Annotated in this window: 17 protein-coding genes, 2 pseudogenes and 1 other annotated feature; of the genes and pseudogenes, 3 read left to right on the top strand and 16 right to left on the bottom strand. The window is 38.7% G+C overall.

The window, feature by feature from the left end:
- Nucleotides 1-105 precede the first annotated feature (105 nt).
- The 13 genes and pseudogenes from ACAM22_RS03390 to mecA form a co-directional block, all read right to left on the bottom strand.
- Entirely contained in the window at nt 106-1,446 is a 1,341-nt protein-coding gene (locus tag ACAM22_RS03390) for a sensor histidine kinase (RefSeq protein WP_369606950.1), read from the bottom strand.
- Nucleotides 1,439-2,122 carry a response regulator transcription factor gene (locus ACAM22_RS03385; protein WP_369606949.1) on the bottom strand — a complete coding sequence of 228 codons (684 nt, stop codon included), beginning with the start codon at nt 2,120-2,122 and terminating at the stop codon, nt 1,439-1,441. The genes ACAM22_RS03390 and ACAM22_RS03385 overlap by 8 nt, the downstream gene beginning before the upstream one ends.
- Nucleotides 2,123-2,694: 572 nt before the next feature.
- A pseudogene (locus ACAM22_RS03380) lies at nt 2,695-3,252 on the bottom strand (replication initiator protein A); the annotation flags it as partial.
- A complete protein-coding gene (locus tag ACAM22_RS03375) occupies nt 3,249-3,422 on the bottom strand; it encodes a hypothetical protein (protein ID WP_078934316.1) in 174 nt (57 codons plus the stop codon). The pseudogene ACAM22_RS03380 and the gene ACAM22_RS03375, both read right to left, overlap by 4 nt.
- Nucleotides 3,423-3,623: 201 nt before the next feature.
- Nucleotides 3,624-3,992 carry a 50S ribosomal protein L7/L12 gene (gene rplL / locus ACAM22_RS03370; RefSeq protein WP_001196965.1) on the bottom strand — a complete coding sequence of 123 codons (369 nt, stop codon included), beginning with the start codon at nt 3,990-3,992 and terminating at the stop codon, nt 3,624-3,626.
- A gap of 72 nt (nt 3,993-4,064) precedes the next feature.
- Nucleotides 4,065-4,565 (bottom strand): 50S ribosomal protein L10, encoded by a 501-nt coding sequence (rplJ, locus tag ACAM22_RS03365; protein ID WP_001287277.1) that lies wholly within the window; start codon nt 4,563-4,565, stop codon nt 4,065-4,067.
- A gap of 38 nt (nt 4,566-4,603) precedes the next feature.
- Nucleotides 4,604-4,739, bottom strand: a sequence feature (ribosomal protein L10 leader region).
- A 76-nt stretch (nt 4,740-4,815) separates the two neighbouring features.
- The gene (locus ACAM22_RS03360; RefSeq protein ID WP_261054138.1) at nt 4,816-6,075 is read right to left on the bottom strand and encodes a TRZ/ATZ family protein; all 1,260 of its coding nucleotides are present in this window, start codon (nt 6,073-6,075) and stop codon (nt 4,816-4,818) included.
- Between the two features lie 346 nt (nt 6,076-6,421).
- Nucleotides 6,422-8,170, bottom strand: a complete 1,749-nt coding sequence (locus ACAM22_RS03355) for an ABC transporter ATP-binding protein (protein ID WP_261052188.1) — start codon at nt 8,168-8,170, stop codon at nt 6,422-6,424.
- 1 nt (nt 8,171) lies between these two features.
- Nucleotides 8,172-9,896: an ABC transporter ATP-binding protein gene (locus ACAM22_RS03350; RefSeq protein WP_265471752.1), complete on the bottom strand. Its 1,725-nt coding sequence runs from the start codon at nt 9,894-9,896 to the stop codon at nt 8,172-8,174.
- A gap of 60 nt (nt 9,897-9,956) precedes the next feature.
- The gene (msrB, locus tag ACAM22_RS03345) at nt 9,957-10,895 is read right to left on the bottom strand and encodes a peptide-methionine (R)-S-oxide reductase MsrB (protein WP_369606948.1); all 939 of its coding nucleotides are present in this window, start codon (nt 10,893-10,895) and stop codon (nt 9,957-9,959) included.
- Between the two features lie 99 nt (nt 10,896-10,994).
- Nucleotides 10,995-11,864, bottom strand: a complete 870-nt coding sequence (gene thrB, locus ACAM22_RS03340; protein ID WP_369606947.1) for a homoserine kinase — start codon at nt 11,862-11,864, stop codon at nt 10,995-10,997.
- A gap of 1 nt (nt 11,865) precedes the next feature.
- Nucleotides 11,866-13,152: a homoserine dehydrogenase gene (locus tag ACAM22_RS03335; protein WP_369606946.1), complete on the bottom strand. Its 1,287-nt coding sequence runs from the start codon at nt 13,150-13,152 to the stop codon at nt 11,866-11,868.
- A 152-nt stretch (nt 13,153-13,304) separates the two neighbouring features.
- Nucleotides 13,305-14,042: an adaptor protein MecA gene (gene mecA, locus ACAM22_RS03330; protein WP_049550643.1), complete on the bottom strand. Its 738-nt coding sequence runs from the start codon at nt 14,040-14,042 to the stop codon at nt 13,305-13,307.
- 120 nt (nt 14,043-14,162) lie between these two features.
- Between mecA and ACAM22_RS03325 the strand changes: the two genes are divergently transcribed.
- Both ACAM22_RS03325 and ACAM22_RS03320 read left to right on the top strand, forming a co-directional pair.
- A complete protein-coding gene (locus ACAM22_RS03325; RefSeq protein ID WP_261052172.1) occupies nt 14,163-15,644 on the top strand; it encodes an oligosaccharide flippase family protein in 1,482 nt (493 codons plus the stop codon).
- A gap of 113 nt (nt 15,645-15,757) precedes the next feature.
- The gene (locus tag ACAM22_RS03320) at nt 15,758-16,315 is read left to right on the top strand and encodes a transposase (RefSeq protein WP_261052166.1); all 558 of its coding nucleotides are present in this window, start codon (nt 15,758-15,760) and stop codon (nt 16,313-16,315) included.
- A 132-nt stretch (nt 16,316-16,447) separates the two neighbouring features.
- On the opposite strand, the gene ACAM22_RS03315 is transcribed toward ACAM22_RS03320, so the two are convergent.
- Genes ACAM22_RS03315 through ACAM22_RS03305 form a run of 3 tightly spaced genes read right to left on the bottom strand, consistent with a single transcriptional unit; the run spans nt 16,448 to nt 19,842 of the window.
- On the bottom strand, nt 16,448-17,875 hold the full coding sequence (locus tag ACAM22_RS03315) for a cytosine permease (protein ID WP_261052162.1): 1,428 nt from the start codon (nt 17,873-17,875) through the stop codon (nt 16,448-16,450).
- A 1-nt stretch (nt 17,876) separates the two neighbouring features.
- Entirely contained in the window at nt 17,877-18,062 is a 186-nt protein-coding gene (locus ACAM22_RS03310) for a hypothetical protein (protein ID WP_060805305.1), read from the bottom strand.
- Between the two features lies 1 nt (nt 18,063).
- Complete coding sequence (locus tag ACAM22_RS03305; RefSeq protein WP_369606945.1) at nt 18,064-19,842, bottom strand: phosphotransferase; 1,779 nt, start codon at nt 19,840-19,842, stop codon at nt 18,064-18,066.
- Between the two features lie 183 nt (nt 19,843-20,025).
- Between ACAM22_RS03305 and ACAM22_RS03300 the strand changes: the two are divergent.
- Nucleotides 20,026-20,917 (top strand): annotated as a pseudogene (locus tag ACAM22_RS03300) (transposase); the annotation flags it as partial.
- Nucleotides 20,918-21,320 lie beyond the last annotated feature (403 nt).

Genomic DNA, 21,320 nt, shown 5'->3' with positions numbered 1-21,320 from the left:
TTCCAATTTTACAAAATTAAAAAAATAGACAGTCCTCAATTTAGAAAACCATCTATTTTTATACATAACTGTTATATGGAAGCTATCTAATATATCCTTACAGAATTATTTTTTAATAAGCAACGTCACTTGAGCGCCACCTCTATCTGGATTTGATAAAAACAATTCTCCTAAATGTCTAGTTGCAACTTGTTTAGCAAATGCTAACCCTAAACCATAGTGCTTATTATTCCTACCTTTATTCTCAGTATAAAATAACTTATCTGCATTTAACAAGGACTGTTCAGTAAAAGGCAGACCATTATTCCACACTACGAAATTAATATACTCTGTTTCCTCAATGATAGTAAGCGTAACTTTTTTTTCTCCAGAACTATATCTTGCTGCATTTGCTAAAATGTTAATTAATGCCCGATTTAAATTAAAGCGATTTCCCTTAAAAAATATTAATGTTGTAGTATTAATAATTTTGAAATCAACCTTTGCATTATTCAATACAGATTTCGCTTCTACTGACAGCTCACTTAAAAATTCGGATAAATGTATCTGTTCTCCATAATCTTTATCTTCAATTAGTAATCTTGAATAATCAATCATTGAACTAAAGTATCTTTCAAAAACTACTATACTGTTATTCATTGACTGAGTGTATTCCTTCTGTTGGTCAGTCAAGTTAGTTAATTCAAGCAACTCTAAATTTCCCTTTAGTACTGTTAAAGGAGTTTTTACATCATGAGCTAATGCACCAACTTGAAAAGATAAATCTTCCTTCTCCCTTCTCTCTAATTTGAGTAAATTAGTTAACTCGTCGTCCTTTTGATATAATACAGAAAGAATTTCATCGAACTCTTGTATTTGAGCAGGAATGTATTTATCTTTAAATGTTAACTGTCCCATGTTTAAAGTCTTTTTTTGTATGAGGAGAAAATTATTTGAAAATTCTTTTATTAATCTTGTAAGTGACCAAATGAGTAAAATTATTTCGATAACGAAGAAAAATAAATAAGAAAATAGATTAAATGAAATGTGACGCAAATTCGGATTAACAAACTCAGGTATCATGGGTTGCCTGACAGTAAGTACAATCTCTGAATTAGCGTAATACCCATAATACACTGCATCATTACTTATAGATTCATTTTTAGCAAAAACTTCTCGATAGGCAGGCAAATCCTTTTTTTGATAGTTGCCCTCTTCAATTGTACCTGTCTTGCGATTAAATACAACATAGTCAAATATAGAGCTATTCATTGCTTGGACTACATCACTTAAATTGCTGGTATCACTCACTGAAATTTCCATTTTAGAGCCGTATACATTTAATTGTCCAGTAAAAACAAGTAAATAAGTAAATATAAAAAATAAAAGTATACTCAGTAACGTACCTGTTACTAGTTCTAAAACAGTCCTTATTATTCGCCCTCTAATTGTACTCTTCTTACTCATGCCACTTGTATCCCATACCTCTAACTGTTTTTATAGGATTAATTCCATACGATGAGAATTTTAATCTTATTTGATAGATATACTCAGATATTGAACGAAAGAGGGTTTCAGCATCATCATCATAAACATTTTCATATATATCTTGTACAGTAAAAATTTTTCTTGGATTGCTAGATAATAGCTCTATGATATCATATTCCCTACTTGTAAAAGCAAGACTATCTCCATTAATACAAACAATTTTTTCTTGTAAATAAATCGTTATTGGGGATAATTCTCGAACAATTTGGTTACTTAATTCACCTTGTTTGTATCGTTCTTCTCGTTTGAGATTTGCAGCAACTTTGGCAATTAATTGATTGATGCTGAAAGGTTTTGTAATATAGTCATCTCCTCCTAAATTCAATCCTGATACTATATCATCTTCGGTGTCTTTTGCACTAACAAAAATAATAGGGGAGCTTACTTTATTTCTAATCTGCTTACAAATTTGCATACCATCTATATTAGGCATCATTACATCTAATAAAATCAAATCAAATCCTTTGAAATTATTAATATTGATTGGTACGGTGACTTCTTGATACGTCGTTACCTGATAGTTTTTCATCTCTAAAATAGTTCGCATCAGTTTCAAAATTTCAAAATCGTCATCTACAACTAATATCTTATACATTCTATCACCTCAAAATATTTTAGAGAACTACCTGTAAAGCTCCGTATTCTTGAGAAAGAATAGTCTCAATACATCAATTTGTAATTGTTCTTTATTTTTTAAATTATATTTTTAAAAACTAGTACAAATCTATTCTACACTATCTTGAACAAAATTCGTAATATTTAATAATCTAATTTGAGTGCCGTCAATGTCATTACATATCCAGCAGAAATAACCATAACTTTCCCATCTATATGTGAATAATCCTCCCCCTTAAGTTCTCCAACGTAATGTTTCAATGCTTCTTGATTATTTTAATCTAGACCATCGTCACCTACTGAAACAACAATTATTGAACCTTGACATTTGAGATTGTATCAGAGAAAATTCAGATTTTATTCAGAGAAAAAATCTTCTTTACACTACTAGTGAAATTCAAATTTAAGAAAGAATCAATTTCTAAAATTTTTCATGTCCTAAAAAATAGAATAAGTTTTGAACTTGTTCAGATTATTTTCTATCCCCTCTTCCACTTGTATCCTGTCCAGCATGCTAAGACAAGTAAAGCAAGGTTAAAAATGATAAAGAAATGTAACCTTTTCTACTTTTCTTTTCAAGATAGGTTGAGTATTCCTATCCTCCTCATCCTCAATAAATAAAGAATCAGTCTCACTATATTTAGTCTCACTAACTTCAGTCTCACTAGGGGCTGAATGTGAGACGGGCCCCGTTTCAATTTCAACCTGCCCTAGTCTTTTTTTAACACTAGGCCTGTTTGAATTAGCTACTGGGGTAGAAGATAACTCCCCTAAATAAATCTTATTAGCTAGTCTTCCTTTCTCACTTGAAGACTGTTGAACTTCATCAATTAAGTCATATTCTTTAAGAATTTTTTTGATAGACAGTAATTTTGACTTCGAACAACCTAACAGCCTCATCAGTTTAGAATTAGAAAATACTAAATAAACCGCCCCTTCTTCATCTATCCAACCACGACTAAGAGATAATTCTAAACGATCTTTTAAAATAGAATAAGCCACCTTTACTTCTAATTTCATATCCATATATTTCTCATCCTCAAAAAGAATTTTAGGTAATTTATAATACCGTTCTGAAGTTTGGTATTGATTTGCGATAATTCGTTTCATAGCGCTCCTCCTAGTTCTTTGAGTATTAAATCTCCACTTGATTCCAATCGAACCAAGTCACTTTTTTCTAATTCAGCCATCAGAGAGATGGCTTCAACAATATCAATTCCCATTTCACGTACTAAAAATGAAATGACAATATAGCGTGATGATTGTAATTCTTTTGTCATTTTCCCTCCTGAAAATAAAAAAAGGAGAACAATATTCAATTGTTCTCCACGATAAATTTGTTAAAAAGAAAAACCCTGCCAAATTAATTTTTGGTAGGGTTTTTGGTAGGAAACTAAATTAATTTATCAGTTTCTAAAATGTGTTCACGATTCTAAAAGGCTGATACTATAGTATTCCGATTTCTAATTGGTATATGCCTCTTATTTAAGAGTAACTGAAGCTCCAGCTTCTTCCAATTTAGCTTTGATTTCTTCAGCTTCTGCAGTTGCAACGCCTTCTTTAACAAGTGCTGGTGCACCGTCAACAAGTTCTTTAGCTTCTTTAAGACCAAGACCTGTGATTTCACGTACAACTTTGATAACGCCAACTTTTTTGTCGCCTGCAGATGTCAATTCAACGTCGAATGAATCTTTAGCAGCACCAGCGTCAGCAGCACCAGCTGCAGCAACAGCTACAGGAGCAGCTGCAGTTACACCAAATTCTTCTTCGATAGCTTTTACAAGGTCGTTCAATTCAAGGATTGAAGCTTCTTTAATTTCAGCAATAATGTTTTCAATGTTCAATGCCATTGTTATTTCCTCCAAATATGTTTTAAATTTATAATAGATTTTCGTAGCTAGGCTACGCTGCGTAGCTTAAGATTAAGCTGCGTCTTCTTTGTTGTCTGCAACCGCTTTGACTGCAAGAGCAACGTTGCGCACTGGCGCTTGAAGTACAGAAAGGAGCATAGAAAGAAGTCCTTCGCGGTTTGGAAGAGTTGCAAGTGCAAGAATCTCTTCTTTAGATGCGACAGCGCCTTCGATTGCACCACCTTTGATTTCAAGTGCTTCAGCGTTTTTAGAAAAGTCGTTCAAGATTTTCGCTGGTGCGATAACATCTTCGTTAGAAAATGCTACTGCAGATGGTCCAACAAATACAGATGCAAGATCTTCAAGACCAGCTTTTTCAGCTGCACGACGCAAGATTGAGTTTTTAATGACTTTGTACTCAACTTCGCTTCCACGAAGCTCACGACGAAGAACTGTATCTTGCTCAACTGTCAAACCACGAGCGTCAACAACGACGATAGATGCAGCAGCTTTCATTTTTTCAGCTACTACGTCAACTAGTTCCGCTTTTTTAGCAATAATTGCTTCACTCATTAGTGTGTTCACCTCCGTTATTATTTTGCTTGGGGAATTTTTCCAAAAGAAAAACGCGCCCAAACCTAGACACGAAAGTACAATACGCTTCTTTTTACATGATACGTTTTGTCCTCGGTAGGATACTTATGAGTCGAGCTCCCCTACTGTCTTAGGCAGTTTTTTCAAACCGTATATAAGTATAGCATAGTCAAAAAAAGAATGCAAGATTTTTGCAAACTTTTTTTAAAATTTTTTCGTGATTTTTCTTTTAAAGTTCTACCGTCAAAACTTTACCTTGCTTGACAACCTGTTCTCCAGCGATATAAACATCATCAACATCACTGGATTTAACAGCATAGACGAGGTGAGAAAGCATATTTTCCTGAGGTTGGAGATGAATTTTGCCTTGTGGTTGAATAACGAGAAAATCTGCTTGCTTGCCGACTTCTAGACTTCCTATCTGATTTTCCATTCCTAGAACCTTAGCCCCTTCGATTGTCAGTGCCTTGAGAGCTGTTTCGATTGGAAACTGGCTGGCATCTCCACTCTTCATTTTCTGTAAGAGAGCTGCTGTTCGTCCTTCCTCAAACATATCAAGGTTGTTGTTGGAAGCAACTGAATCTGTCGCAATTCCAACTGCTACTCCTGCTTTTTGCAGTTGGATGATGGGAGCGATTCCTGAGGCCAATTTGAGGTTACTGATAGGGTTGTGAGCAATAGACACTTGAGAAGTTGCCAAGCGTTCAATTTCTTTCTCGTTTAATTCTACCCCGTGAGCAAAGACAGACGGATGCACTAAGTAACCCAGTTCTTCTAAAAAGGCGAGGGGACGTTTGCCGTATCGTTTCAGGATAATGCCTGACTCCTCCTTGGTCTCCGCCACATGGATATGGAGAGGAATATTCAACTCTTTTGCCATATCTAAGCTTTCCGCCAGCAAGTCTCTACTACAGCTGTAGGGAGAATGTGGGGCTACCATCACCTTGAAATTTGGATTTTTATATCCAATAATTTCCTCAATGATTGCTCGAGTTCTGCTTATAGTTTCAGCAGTTGTCTCTGCCTCTGAAGAAAAAAGAGTCGGTGAGAAATAACAACGCATCTTAGAATCTTTCACTACCTGATAAATTTGCTCAATATCTACACCATTAGGATTATACATATCATTAAAGGTTGTTGTTCCTGACTGGAGCATCTCTGTCAGAGCTTCTTTGACCGCCTTAGTAGTCATGTCGGGAGTAAACTCAGCTTCTGCTGGCCAGATATAGTCATTGAGCCATTCATGGAGATTGCTGTCATCCCGAATTCCTCGCAATCCTGTCATAGCAGAATGGGTGTGACAATTGACCAAACCAGGCATAATCCAGGCCCCCTGATAGTCTATAATCTGCTCAGCTTGCTCTAAAATCTCTGAATTCTCTTGACCGACATAGACGATTTGAGAATCTTTAACTGCTAAGATTCCATCCAAATAAACATGGAAATCTTGGTCACAAGTCACGATATTTACATGCTGAAAGACTTTCATTATAGGCTCCTTTTCTAAAAGACAATTTATACTCTCTTCAAACCACTTCAGATTCACCTTGCCGTAGGTATGGTTACAGACTTCGTCAGTTCTATCCACAACCTCAAAACAGTGTTTTGAGCTGACTTCGTCAGTCTTATCTACAACCTCAAAACAGTGTTTTGAGCTGACTTCGTCAGTCTTATCTACAACCTCAAAGCAGTGCTTTGAGCAACCTGCGACTAGCTTCCTAATTTGCTCTTTGATTTTCATTGAGTATTACAGTGAATAATTTTTCTAGCTATTGTAACAAAAAAGTCACCCGAAGGCAACTTTTTTCGTCCATAAACTTTCAAAAGAGAATGGCTTATTCAGAGCTAAAAGCTGTAGCTTGCTGCATTTGATAATACTTGCCCTTTCGAGCCATGAGTTCCTGATGGTTTCCATACTCAACAATGTCGCCATCCACTAAGACTAGAATCATATCCGCATCCTGAATGGTAGACAAGCGGTGGGCAATGATAAAGCTTGTGCGCCCCTTCATGAGTTTGGCAAAGGCATCCTGAACTAGCACTTCTGTCCGTGTATCGATGGAAGAAGTCGCCTCGTCTAAGATGAGAATCTTTGGAATAGCCAGAAAGACTCGGGCAATGGTCAAGAGCTGAGCCTGACCGACAGAGAGAGATTCTCCAGCATTTTCTAGCTTTGTATCATAGCCTTGAGGTAACTGTTGGATGAAAAAGTCGGCATTGGCTGCTTTGGCAGCAGCAATCACTTGCTCCCGACTAGCATCAGGAGTGCCAAAGGCAATATTGTCATGAATGGTCCCTTGCTTGAGCCAGGTTTCTTGGAGCACTATGCCAAACTGCTGTCTCAATGACGCTCGGATATAGTCGTAAATGGAACGACCATCTAACAAGATATCTCCTGAGTTAATCGGATAAAACCGCATGAGGAGATTGATAAGAGTTGACTTGCCAGCACCTGTCGGACCAACGATGGCTACCTTGCTACCAGCTGGAATATCAATAGATAAATCCTTAATCAAAATCTTTTCAGGATTATAACCAAAAGAGACATGTTTAAAGGAAATAGCTCCCTTAACTTGGTCACTGGTCAAGACCGCCTTGCCACTTTCAGCCACCTCAGGACTTTCTAAGACAGCATAGACGCGCTCTGCACAAGCCAGAGCACTTTGCAATTCGGCTAGAACTGAAGAAATATCATTAAAAGGCTTGGTGTATTGCTGAACATAGTTCAAAAAGGTTACTAAACGACCGATGGTCAAGGTTGAACCCATCATGATACGATAAGCTCCTACTCCAGCTAAAAGCGCATAAATGAGTGCATTGACAAAGCGAGTTGAAGGATTAACCGTTGATGAATAAAAGATGGCTGACTGAGAATAGCCTGAGTAGTTGGCATTCGCCTCGTGCAGTCTTTGGATAAACTCTGTCTGAGCATTAAAGGACTGGATAATGGTCTGCTGGCTAAGCGATTCTTCAATCAACTGAGTCTGAATGCCCCTCGTCTCTGTTTGCTTCTGGAAGAGATGATAGGAGCGTTTGGCAATAAAGCGTGAAATCACCATAGACAGTGGCGTCAACAGCAAGACTAAGAGAGTCATGAGGAGATGAATTTGAAGCATGGCTAGAATACTAACCAAAATCATCAAGACGCCGATGAAAAATTGGTTAAAAATCATGGTCAAACCAGCTGATAACTGTTCTATATCCGTAGTTACACGACTAACCATCTCTCCACTTCCTTGTCGATCCACAAAGGCAATCGGTAAACGATGGAGCTTATGGATGATTTGCTCTCGCAAGTCTCTGGTATAAGAGAAGATTAGGCGATTATAGAGAAGAGGATTGACCCACTGTACAAGGGTATTTCCTATGACCACCAAGATCATCTGGAGGAAAATCTGCCAAAAAACTAGCGAAGAACCAGCCACTAGGACCTGGTCAATGACCTGCCCAATCAGAATAGGTAGGTAGATTGATAAGGCAACCTGGACAATAGTTCCTAGAAAGGCTAGGAAAAGGAGGAAGGGATGGCTTGCTAAATCTTTGGCCAAACGTTTGAGCGTCTGGTTTGCAGTTTGTCGTCTCATGCTAGTCCTCCTTTCCATGTTGGGATGCATTGATTTCGCGATAAACTTGACTGGACTTCATCAAGTCCTCGTGCTTGCCGATAGCTAGGAGCTCTCCTTTTTCTAAGAGGAGAATCTGGTCAGCCATCTGTAAAGTCGAGGTTCGTTGAGAGATTAAGATTAAACTTGTATTTGGTAAATTTTCTCGGATAGCTTTCAAGAGCTTGGACTCGGTAATGGTGTCGAGGGCCGAGGTCGCATCATCTAAGATGAGAAACGGAGCCTGGCGCAAGACTGCTCGTGCGATAGACAGCCTTTGTTTTTGTCCACCTGAAAAATTTCGTCCTCCTGCCTCAACTAGAGCATCCAAGAGTCCTTCCTTATCACTGACAAAATCCTTGGCTTGTGCAATTTCCAAGGCCTGCCAAAGCTCTTGGTCTCTTACTTCTTTATGTAAACCTAGAGTCAAGTTGGAACGAATGGTTCCTTTAAAGAGTTCGACTTTTTGGGGCACATAGGCAATCCAAGACCGCCACTGCTCCAAATTAAGAGGACCAGATCCATCTCGATAAAGGTCAATGCTCCCCTTGTCTACTGGATAAAGTCCAAGAATGAGTTGCACCAAACTTGATTTACCAGAACCTGTTCCCCCAATGATACCAAGGATTTGCCCTTGCTGCATAGCAAAGGAAATGTCTCTCAGAGAAGGCTGGGCCGCATCAGGATAGGTAAAGGTCAGTTCTTGAACTTGTAAAACCTGATTGCTGGTAACTTGCTTTTGTTCTAATTCTGAATGGATGTCTTCTGGAGCTTCGGCAAAGACTTCCTCAATTCGCTTAGCTGAGATATAGGACTGGTTGAGAGAATTTATCAGCATGGCTAGCTTGACCAATTCCACCAAAATCTGTAAGAGATAGTTGATAAGGGCAATGAGAGCACCCTGACTTAGCAATCCTCCTTGAATTGAAACATATCCCTGCAAGATAATAATAAGGAGGGTCCCATTAACAATCAGATAGGTCAGAGGTGTTAATAAACTAGACCAAAAACCTGTCTTTTCTTGTAATCTAGCATAGACTAGGTTAAGAGTTTGAAAAATCTGTAACTCTCGTTTTTCTTGTCCAAAAGCACGAATAACCCGTATTCCTTGTAATTGCTGACGTGTTTCCTGAACCAGTTGGTCCGTTTTCTTTCTAAGACTGCTGTAGAGAGGATTGACTAACCGAGAAAGGCCTACAATGACGACGGTCAAAATGACAACCATGACCAAGAACCAGAAAGTCAGCTCAGCTGAGATTCGATAGGCCATAAAAATGGCACCAAAAACGATAATAGGCGCTCGTAAAAAGAGACGCAGGAATTGATTGATCCCAGTCTGAATCTGGTAAGTGTCCGAAGTCAAGCGAGTGACCAAGCTAGAAGTGGTCAAACGATCTCTGCTATCCTTGGGCAATGAAAGAATATGACGATAGAGGTCGTTTGTCAATTCTTTGGCAAATCCAACCGCAGCCTTAGCTGAGTAAAATTGAGCTACCAAAGCCACTACAACACCAATCACTGCAAAGATAAGGAGAAAGCCAATCTGCATCCAGAGATGACCTTGATTTTTCTGGGGCAAGGATTGGTCAACAATCCCAGCAATCACCATAGGAACTAAGAGCTCAAACACAGCTTCTAGTAGCTTGAACAAGGGTGCTAAAATTGATTCCTTGATGTAAGGTTTGAAGTAAGATAATAGGTGTTTCATAAATCCCTTCTATTCTTATTCTGGAAATGAAGAAAGTGGGAAGCTCCCACCCTCTCAATTTTATTTGTTTAAATATGGCAGTAGATAGCCATATCCTGCTTCTTCCATCTCATCCTTGGCCACAAAGCGCAGAGAGGCAGAATTGATACAGTAACGGAGACTACCTAACTCACGCGGTCCATCTGTGAAAACATGACCCAAGTGAGCATTTCCTGATCGAGAACGAACCTCAATTCGCTCCATTCCATGACTCAGGTCCTTGTAATAGTGAATCAACTCTTTTGAAATCGGATGGCTAAAACTTGGCCAACCACAATCTGAGGCAAACTTATCCTTGGCAAAAAATAGTGGCTCACCCGTCGTAATGTCTACATAAATTCCCTCTTCAAAGGTTTGGTCATAGGCATTGGTAAATGGAGCCTCTGTAGCAGCTTCTTGGGTAACACGATAGGATTCTTCAGACAAACTGCCCTTTAACACCTCTTGACTAGGCTTTTCATAGTTAGAGGCATCAATCAATGGTTTATCAGCATCGGTCACATCGATATGACAGTAACCTGAAGGATTTTTCTTAAGATAGTCTTGGTGGTAATCTTCAGCCAAAATGTAGTGGCGAAGTTTCTCCACCTCTACTGCAATCTTTCGACCCAGCATGCGCTCCTGCTCCTGTACCACAGTGTAGATAGCTGGTGAATCTGCTTCATCTTGATAATAAATCCCAGTTCGATATTGGCGACCACTATCATTTCCCTGCTGGTTAACAGACAGGGGATCGATGACTCGGAAATAATAGAGCAGAATTCCTCTGAGTGAGACTGCCTTCTCATCGTAAATCACTTGAACCGTTTCTGCATGGTCTGTTTCCTTGAGCAGTTGGTAATTGGTCGTTTCGACTTGTCCATTAGCGTAGCCGACACTGGTTGCTAGAACTCCAGAAATGCGTGAAAAATATTCCTCTAGGCCCCAAAAACAACCACCTGCTAGATAAATTTCTGCCATCTTTATTTCTCCTTTATCAAGTTTTTAATTAGGCTTCTTTTCAAAAAAAAGGATAGGAAGCCCTCCGGTCGAGAGTTTCCCCATCCTATCTTCTATTCTTTATTTTGCTTCGACACGGACACCTTGGGTATCAACTTTCAAGTCATGCAGTTTTCCTTTGAAAGGTTGCTTTTCTAATTCTGCCTTAATCGCTGGTATCTTGTCATGAGAAGCTAAGACCATAACTGTCGGCCCGGCACCAGAGAGGTAGGTTGCATAGGCACCATTATCTTTGGCCACTTGCTTAATCGTCGCAAATTCTCTCACCAAGTCCTGACGATAGCGCTCGTGAAAGAGGTCTCCCTCGATTGCTTGCCCAGCGGTCACCATGTCTCCTGCCAACAAGGCTGCAACTGCCACATTGGCGATAGAACTAGCTGCAACAGCTTCCTTATAGGACAATTTCTTAGGCAAGACACCACGGCTGTCTCGAGTACGCAATTCATAGTTTGGAATGTAGGCTAGGAAATCACACTCTGGGAAGTCTGCTACGATAGCAGAGACTTGACCTTCAACGGAACTTGCAATAACGAGATTACCATAAATGGCTGGAGCCACATTGTCTGGATGCCCTTCAATCTTGGTCGCTAACTGCAATTTTTCATGGTCTGACAAGTTGAGATTCCCTAGTTGGTTGGCTAGTTCAATCCCAGCAACAATAACCGAGCTGGAAGAACCCAAACCACGTGCCAAGGGAACATCACTGGTCATTTTCAAGCGTCTTGGCTGCAAGTCTGGTACAATTTGCAAAGCGATTTTGAGTAAGAGATTACGCTCGTCATGAGGAATCCATTTGCCAATCTGGTGTTCAATCAACCACTCATCTCGTTCTTCACAGACCTCGATTTGAAGATACTTGGTTACAGCTACACCGACCGAGTCAAAACCTGGCCCGATATTGGCACTGGTTGCAGGTACAATAATCTTCATCTTATTCTCCTAGCACCTTGAAGGTATTCAAGAGGTCGAATTCTGAAACCTTCTTCAATTCAGCTGAGACATTTTCAAGCTGGGCTTTATTAATCTTGTGTGTAATGATAACGACACGCGCCTTGTCACCATCTTTGCCATCTTGGAGGATTTGCTTGAAGGAAATATCTTGAGCATTAAAGATTTCAGCAAGTTTCAAGACCTGACCTTTTGAGTCTGGAGCCAAGATTGAGAAGTAGTAATTTGCTTTGACATCTTCTGGATTAGCCAAGACCAAGTCACGGCTGTATTCATTGAAGTCTTTGCCAATGGTACCATCATTCAGGCGACGAACGATACGGACAATATCCGCCACCACACTTGTAGCAGTTGGTTTTTGACCAGCACCTGGTCCATAGTACATAGACTCACCAATACCGATAGATTCTACAAAGACAGCGTTCATTACTCCATTCACACTGGCAAGTGGGTGCGCTTTAGGAAGGAAGGTTGGAGTCACTTCTGCAGCAATTCCTGAAGGAGTTTCCTCGATAGAACCAACCAATTTCACTACATAACCAAGCTCTTGAGCTACAGCTACATCTTCTGGTGTGATGTTGCGAATTCCCTTGTGGGCTACATCATCAAAAGCAATCTTCATGCCAAAGGCAAATTGGCTCAAAATCACCATCTTGTAGGCTGCATCAATTCCATCTACATCATTTGTAGGGTCGCTTTCTGCAAATCCAAGTCTTTGTGCTTCCGCAAGAGCATCATCGTAAGACCAGCCTTCTTCCACCATCTTGGTCATCATGAAGTTGGAAGTTCCATTAACTACACCAAGCACTCGCGTGATTTTATCAGAAGCCAATGAATTTGCCAAGGTACGAAGAATTGGAATCCCACCAGCTACTGCTGCTTCATAGTAAAGTGCTACCTTGTTAGCTTTAGCGATTTCTAACAATTCTGCACCATGGACAGCCAAAAGGTCCTTATTAGCAGTAACAACGTGTTTGCCAGCCTCCAAGGCACGAGTGATAAAGGTTTTAGCAGGTTCGATACGTCCCATCAATTCCACTACAATCGTAATGTCTTGGTCTGATAAAATGTCATCCACATTGGTTACAAAGTTAAAGTCATTCCCTGCTGCAAGCAAGCGATTCTTTTCATCTTCATCCTTGACCAATACCTTGGCAACTTCAATATCTGAATGCGCTGATTGATTGATTTTTTCTCCATTTTCCTTTAGGAGGAAGGGCACACCACTTGCAACGGTACCAAATCCTAGTAAAGCAATTTTAACTGTCATGTTTGTCTCCTCGAAATTTTCTAATATAGCCATTATAACAGAATTTTGTGAAAATTCCTATTATAGTAATTCACTATTTCAGTCTAGAAAAGAAAAAAACGAATCAGACGATTCGCTCTTCTTAAAATCTATAAATAACTTTCCAGAAAGGATTAGCCAATCTTTTGCAGATTGATCACTGCATCGTGATTCATCAAGACTTGGCCATACTCTTGTAAGACTGAACGACTGATATCACTATCGTCTGCAAACTCGCGCATACGAGCCAACAGCCAAGCTGGATATGGACTTGGATGATTTTCAATATCCACTAAAATGGTCAAATAATAGCGCTCATTCATCTTGTAGAGTTCAGAAGTTTCCATCTCAAAAGTCACTGTCTTTGAAAAAGCCACCAAATCAGCTAACTTAGAAAAAGAAAGGATGTAGTAGATGTAAGGCTCTTTCTTGCTTTCAACTTCTTGTTCAGCCTGCTCCTGCTCTTCTTCCCTGGCTTCGACTTGCTCTAGAGATTGAATCGCTTCGATATCATCCTTAGTCTTTTCTGAGATGCTTTTTTCTAAGGTTTTAATAAACTCATCAGGCGACATTTGAGCCAATTCTTCCATATCTGGTAAATCCGATAAGTCTTCAAAATCTAGATTTTGATCAATCTTTGATTTGGTTACAAAGACATCGACCTTATCAGGTTTTGGAGTTACACGGAAACTCAACATGCCTGTATCCAGAAAGCTATCAGGCATCTCTAACTCATCCAAGATAGCATAAAAGAATTCTTCCGTTTTTTCTTGAGGAACGAGAAAGTCAGCAATCTCCATGCCACGATCCATCAAATCCTCTAAAGACATCGTAATTTTCAAAGTTGTATCACTAATTTGTTTCATTTTCATTGCTAGTAACCTCATACTTTCAGTTCTATCTATTATACTAGATTTTTACCATTTTATCAAAAGAATGAAGCGAGAATGTGATATAATACTAGAGACCATTTTACAATACAAGAAAGTACAATGAAAAATATAAAAATTAATGCACTGGCTAGCTTACTAGTCAATGTTCTCAATATCGTTTTTCCTCTGATAACCAATCCTTATCTGACACGGATTCTCAGCAAATCCAATTACGGTTATTTCAATACCGCCAATACCTGGGCTAGCTTTGTCATTCCTTTAGCCGCATTTGGAATCTACAACTACGGGATTCGAGCTATCAGTAAGGTCAAGGATGATAAAAATAAAATCAACTATGTTTTCTCTAAGTTATTCTATATCTCCATTATTACATCTGTTCCAACAACAAGTATCTATTTCCTATTTATTTATCTGGATAATAGTATTGAAAATTTGAAAGAACTCTACTATATACTTGGTGTCCAGGCTCTCTTCCAATTCCTTTATATCGAGTGGATGAATGAAGCTTATGAAAATTATGCATTCATCTTATACAAAACATTGGTTATTCGTATTGCCATGTTGGTCGCTATCTTCACCTTTGTAAAAACTCCAAATGATATCGTACCTTATGCAATCATTATGAGTGCAACGACGATTCTCAACTATCTACTCAGCTTTCTCTGGATTAAGCGAGAAGTTTCCTTTGTTAAGATTGGTCTTGTCGAATTAGTCAAAGCATCTAAACCGCTCTTGACCATGTTGCTTCTAGCTAATGCCAATATGCTCTACACATTGCTTGATAGAATGTTTATCACCAAAGGGCCTGATGAAAACTATATTTCTTATTACACCATTGCTTCCAGCATCGTCATGTTGATTGCCAGTGTCCTGAGTGGAGCTATCAATGTCAGTATTCCACGTCTCGGCTACTATCTCGGTAAGAAAGACTACGAGTCCTATAAGAATCTTCTAAATCAAGGCGCTGCCCTCTTTTACTTCCTCATCATTCAAACCAGTATTGGGATTATGGTATTAGGGAACTACGCAACTGTCATCTACTCTTCTGAAAAATACCTTGAAGCTGGTATTGTGACTAGTGTCTTCGCTTTTCGGACTATCATTTGGGCCATTGAGTTAATCCTTGGTAAACAAATTATCTTCATCAACGACCACGAAAATCGTTTAACAGCCTTTTACTTTATTGGTGGCGGTGCCAATATCCTACTCAACAGTCTCTTGTATTTCAATAATATTTTTGCACCAGAGTATTACATTGCTACTACTATTATTGCAGAAACCGTAGTTGTTCTACTAGAAATTTACTTTATCAAGAAACATCATCTACTTGACTTAAAAGAAATCTTTACTACTTTAACACGCTATACTATTGTATCGCTCGGATTCATTCCCATCTATTTCACATTTAAATTCCTTTTTCAAATCAACTCTTATACAGTCAACCTCAATATAATCCTCATGGTTCTCTCGACTATTGCAACTTGTGGAATCTACTATCTCTTGATACTTTTTATCACAAAAGATAAAACATTCCACTATGCACTCAATCTTGTACTTACTAATATAAAAATGTCTCTATAATATTCGTAGTGGGTAAATCCCCTATAGATATTATGGAGCCTATTTTGTTGTAGAAAAAAAGTCCCATAAGATCTATAATGAAAAGCGACAAAACCATCATTAGAAAGAATCATATGGAACAATTACATTTTATCACAAAACTACTCGATATTAAAGACCCTAATATCCAAATTATAGACATCATCAATAGGGATACCCACAAAGAAATCATCGCTAAACTGGATTATGAGGCTCCATCTTGCCCTGATTGTGGAAGTCTAATGAAGAAATATGACTTTCAAAAACCGTCTAAGATCCCTTACCTCGAAACAACTGGTATGCCTACTAGAATTCTCCTTAGAAAACGCCACTACAATCTCTATCAACTCTTGCTTTTTCACTTTCAGAACAAGGAACCTGACAAATTCTTCGGACTTATTGAGGACAATCTAAAGCAGGTTCATCCTCTTTTTCAGACTGTCTTTAAAACCTTCCTAAAGGATAAAGAGAAGATTGCCAACGCCCTTCAACTACTCTATTCCAACGCCAAACTGGAAGCCACCAATAATCTCATCAAACTTATCAAGCGCAATGCCTTTGGATTTCGGAATTTTGAAAACTTCAAAAAACGGATTTTTATCGCCCTAAATATCAAAAAAGAAAGGACGAAATGTGTCCTTTCTCGAGCTTAGCTTTTCTTCAACCCACTACAGTTGACAAAGAGCCAAACTAAAAGGACTTAGTCCTGTGCAATACAGAACTAAATCCTTTCAATAATTATTTTTCCAACTTTTTGGGGTAGTACACAACGTTCTCTCTTAAACTTAAATCGTAACAGAATCTTTATCCTTGAGCATATAGCGTTTTAAACAAGTTAAGCTAGCTAACCAGTACAATAGACCTCCAAAAATTGCAGTGAAGCCACTACCAGTTGTGAGCAGGAACATAGGACTCTGGATGTGCTTTGTTACAGGGTTATAAACAAATAGTACCGCAACTAACAAGGAAATGATTACACAAGATAATCCTACCAGATTAAAGCCATTTGTAAACTCATAAGCTTTATGTCCCTCAAGGAAATAGGCTGAACGCAAATCGACTTTTCGTTTTCTCAAGATAAAGTAGTCGACAACGATCATTCCGATAATGGGGCCTTGAATATAAGCGGCTAGTGAGATGAAGGAACCGAAGTACTCTTCTACTCCTCCCCAAATTGTAAGTAGGCTCACGTATACCATGGCAATCCAAACCATTAGTTTATAGCTTACTTTGGGCATCCCGCTTTTTACAATCATACAGTTCACGTATGATCCTGTCCCTTGGGTTCCAATATTGGCAAAGGCTACTAGTAGTAAACTTAAAAGGGCAAAGGCAGGTGTGCTTAGAGTTGATAGCATGGTTGTTGGATCACTTTCATAAACACCTGTTTTGACAAACATGGCTAGAGCCATGACTCCACCTGTCGCAGCAAAGAATGGCGCAACAACCCCATATGACAAAGCTGTAGCCCAATAGCCACTGCGTTCTGATTTTGCCAAACGTGGTAAGACAAAGGCTTGTGTAGACCAAGAAAAGGCTACGGCCACATTTCCTTCCCCTGACATCATAAAACGTTCAATCGGTGTCAAATTTTCTTGGATGGCAGGTTGGACATTAATAATATCCCTAATCGGAACCGCAACAAAACAGATTCCAACGATGATTAGCCCAACAAATAACAAGGCAACCACCAGAAAGCGATTAGTACCTTTAATCACATCTGGGCCCCCAAGAGCAATCAGCGTTCCAAGGAGAACACAGAGGGTGCCTAGAATCGGTGCCCATACTCCCTTGTCTAAACCAAGCCCAAAATTATTTGCCAAATGAATCATGGAGCTGGCAAAAAGATTAGCGGTAACGGCGTACCAACCAAAATTCGCCAGACTAATCACGGTTGATAGAATGGCCACCCCTTTTTTACCTAGAACGGCTCTCAACCAAATCCATAAATCAATTCCATATTTAACTGCAAACAAGATTGGGAGACATTCAATAAAGACCCAGATAATGTTAAAACTAAAAATATTAATCAACATTTGATTAAAGGTCAAATATTGAGCCACATAGGCTCCTTGGGTATAACACCAGGTTGCGATGGCAAAACCACTTGTCGATAGGAAGAGATCCCAGAAAGAATACTGACGATCCTTGTTGGTCATGGGAACGATTCCCGTTATGGTCTCCTGTTGAATGAAGTCATTCATCTTGGACATTTTATTGAATACCTCCTGTCATGGCTAGGATAATCAGAATAAGGTTAATTAGAACTAAGACGATGACTATAGTAAAATCACTTTTTAGAAATGGCTGGGCAAACACATAGTTTGGTGATTCCATTTCTTCTAGCCTTCTTTTCGTTTCATTTGCTATTAATTCTTCAATTTCTGATGTCGGTTTCATCTTAATTATCCTCTAAGTATAAATCTAATGCAAGTTTTCCATACTGCTTGGTATAACGATACCAGATATAAAGAAATTCACCTACTGGTTTTCCAACGCTTTCTTGGAACAGGGCCCACAAGAACCAATAATATGAAGTCACTGATACATAGGCAAAATAGTGACGTTTGGTTTTCTTGTCTGGAACTTCTTGTAGATAGATTTCAAGTACCTTTTCAGCTTCTTCCACTGTATAATTTGAACATCCAATAAAGGTCCCTAAATCTCCCGCTGGATCTCCCATACCAGAATATTCCCAATCAATCAAGCTCATTTCGCCATCTTCATTCAACAAGAAATTTGGGCTATAAGAATCTCCATGGCAGAGAACCTTTTTCGCTTGATCTTCTTGTAAAAGCTTCTCGAGAACTGAGACATTCTTATCCAACTCTTCAAGCCCATCAAATTCAAAACGATTGCTGGCTTTTAATTTTTGTCTAAAATCATCAATTCCCTCAAATTGATCAAAAGAATGATCCGTTTTTTCTCCAGATTGGTGCAAGCGTCTCAAGAGCTCCATTGCTTTTGCTACATCATCCCAATTATCATAATCTAGTTGCTTGGCGTTAGGAATAAATTCTGAAATTTTCCAGCCCTCATCCTTGTTCATAGCAACAAAAGTACGGTCAATCTTCAATTTTGTAGCAATTTCCATGGAAGCTGCCTCGCTAGCACGATCGATATAATTCTCCGTTCCTCTACCTGGATGACGGTAAACATATTTCTTTCCTAGGAAGTCAAATGAAAACGAAGTGTTGGTTAAACCGTCTTTTAGGGGTTTAATATTGACAATATCTGAAGCTATACATCCTAATATCTTACAGATGTTATCAATGATTTCCGAATTAGTATTCACCAAATAGTGTTCATCAAACTGACGCAACTCATCTAGTGAATCAAACTCCTTAACAATGTCTGCTGAATAATGCCGAGCTTCCAAAGGAAGTTCTTTGACGTGACGACTATAATAATCTTCCCAGAGCTGTTCGCGATACGGCTCATGTTTAAATTCAGTTTCCAAAATATCTACGAATTTTTCACTAAATGCACGATCAAAATAAACGTGCCCCACCATAGCCCAAGTATTCGTCCCACCGATTTGAATATCGATAATCGTGTGATTGGAATCTTCCTTAGAGCAGTATTCGTCTGTGTCCCCTTCTGCAAATATAGTCGAATAATAACCTCTGTAAATGTATCGTTCAAACGGATTTTCTACAAAATAATTATCCGAAGAGCAGATATAAGTGTTGGAAAGTTGATCTCTGACTAGCATGAGAGAAGAACAGTTATTGTATTTGTAGTAATCATTATTCACAACGATTTTAACGCCAAACTTTTCTTCCAGATAGAACATTTTTTCTTGTAGATAACCTACAATAACGGTTATATCTTCTATTCCTGCTTCTTGCAGTTGTCTGATTTGCCTCTCTATCAAGCGTTCCCCCTTGACTTGAAGCAATCCTTTGGGAATTTCATAAGACAAAGGAGCAAAACGACTACTCATTCCAGCAGCCATTATAATAGCATTTTCTACTCGATAGGGTTCTAAAACGTTCTTGCCTAGTTCATTTAAGTGATGTTCCTCATCAATCCACTTCTCTTCTTTAAGTTTTCCAACCAATGCATTGACTGTTCCTAAAGATAAATCTAGCTGTTCAGCCAATTGTCTCTGCGTAAAGTTTTCGTCTTTGTGAATCAACAAAAAACGTAAAAGTTTAAATTGTTTTTCTGATAGCATATCCTTAACCTCTTTCGTTCAATATTTCTATCCATTCGATTATACAATGAACATTTGTTTTTGTCAAGTTAGATTCTATATTAAGAAAATAGGGAACTATAATATTTGCAGTGGGTAAATTCCCTATAGATATTATGAAGCCTATTTGTTGTAGAAAAAGTTCCGTAATATCTAGAATGAAAAATGAACAAACCATCATTAGAAAGAATCGTATGGAACAATTAAATTAACAGGGATACCCACAAGGAAATCATCGCTAAACTGGATAATGATGCTCTATCTCGTCCTAATTGCGCTAGCCAAATTAAGAAATATGAGTTTCAAAAATTGTCTAAAATTCCTTACCTTGAAACAATTGGTATCCCCAATAGAACCCCTTCTTAGAAAAGCTGTTTCAAGTGCTATCATTGCTCGAAAATGACCCTCTCCAAAACTTCTCTCATCAATAAAAATTGAGCAAAAGTTGATTGAAAAGACTTCTATGACTGATATTGCACATCAGCTGTCCATTTCAACTTCAACTGTCATTCGAAAACTCAATGACTTTCACTTTAATCATGATTTTTCTCGTCTTCCTGAGATTATGTCTTGGGATGAGTACTCCTTTACCAAGGGAAAGATGAGTTTCATTGCACAAGATTTTGATAATCTTAATATCATCACTGTTCTTGAGGAAAGAACACAAGCTGTCATCCGAAATCACTTTCTTCGATACGATAGAGTCGTTCGTTGTCAGGTGAAAATCATTACTATGGATATGTTTAGTCCTTACTATGACTTGGCTAAACAGCTTTTTCCGTGTGCTAAAATCGTTCTGGATCGCTTTCATATTGTCCAACATCTCAGCTGTGCTATGAGTCGTGTGCGTGTCCAAATCATGAATCAGTTTGAACGAAAATCTCATGAATACAAGGCTATCAAGCGATACTGGAAACTCATCCAACAGGATAGTCGGAAAATTAGCGATAAACGTTTTTATCGCCCTACTTTTCGCATGCACTTAACCAATAAAGAGATTCTAGGCAAGCTTTTGAGCTATTCAGAAGACTTGAGACACCACTACAATGTCTATCAGCCACCCAGTCAATACGTGACAGAGTCCAGTTCTATAAAACTGCTCGTTTTACAGACACAAGTGAAGTAGGATTACTTCGATTAGTTGGTCACCCCTTCGCTCCACTTCCATTACAGAAGCTTCCTCACTACTATGGGCTCGGCTGACTTCTCATAATTCGTTGTTACTACGCTTTCAGCGCTCATGAGACCTCACGGGATAAGTCGTACATCTTTCCTCGTTTATACAAGATACGAGGACGTTAAAAGGTTACAGTGAAAATAGGAAATCTGACGCAGAGTCTTTAGACTCTAGGAAGATTTATCTTTTTCACACAAACCTTAGTCCGAATTCAATTACTCTCGTGATTTACGCATATAGATTACGACTACCTTTTTGTACTTTAGAGTTTTAAGCCCCCTTA

It is taken from the genome of Streptococcus sp. SN-1, from assembly GCF_041154385.1.
GTDB classification, from domain to species: Bacteria; Bacillota; Bacilli; order Lactobacillales; family Streptococcaceae; genus Streptococcus; species Streptococcus mitis_CT.
The sequence above is the reverse complement of the archived record's forward strand: the minus strand, read 5'-3'. Positions and strand labels throughout refer to the sequence as shown.